The following is a 266-nucleotide window of genomic DNA, read 5'->3' as shown; positions in this document are numbered from 1 at the left end:
ACGCTATACCGACAAAGTTAAAAAGGAGCTGCAGAATTCCCAGAGCGAAGGCTACGCGTTCCGCCGCAACGCGACGCTGGCGATCACTCAGCGCCAGATGCAAAGCGCCGCGCTGGAATGCCAGCTGCAAGGACATATCGCCAGCAGCGACCTGCAATGGCTCCAGCAAAGCATCACCAGCATGGATCAAACGTCGGGGCAGACGCGGACGAAGTACCCGATCCACCGGTTGATGATCGACGGCGAATGGGTGATCGATACCTGGC

Annotated in this window: 1 protein-coding gene; it reads left to right on the top strand. The window is 58.6% G+C overall.

Features of this window, described 5'->3' with window-relative positions; all coding sequences use genetic code 11:
• Nucleotides 1–266: hypothetical protein (locus AAEY83_RS15760; RefSeq protein ID WP_351060454.1), on the top strand; the 266-nt coding region annotated here is incomplete at both ends.

This window comes from Psychrobacter sp. TB20-MNA-CIBAN-0197, assembly GCF_040309765.1.
In the GTDB taxonomy this organism is placed as follows: domain Bacteria; phylum Pseudomonadota; class Gammaproteobacteria; order Pseudomonadales; family Moraxellaceae; genus Psychrobacter; species Psychrobacter submarinus.
This window is presented reverse-complemented; position numbering and strand designations above follow the sequence as displayed.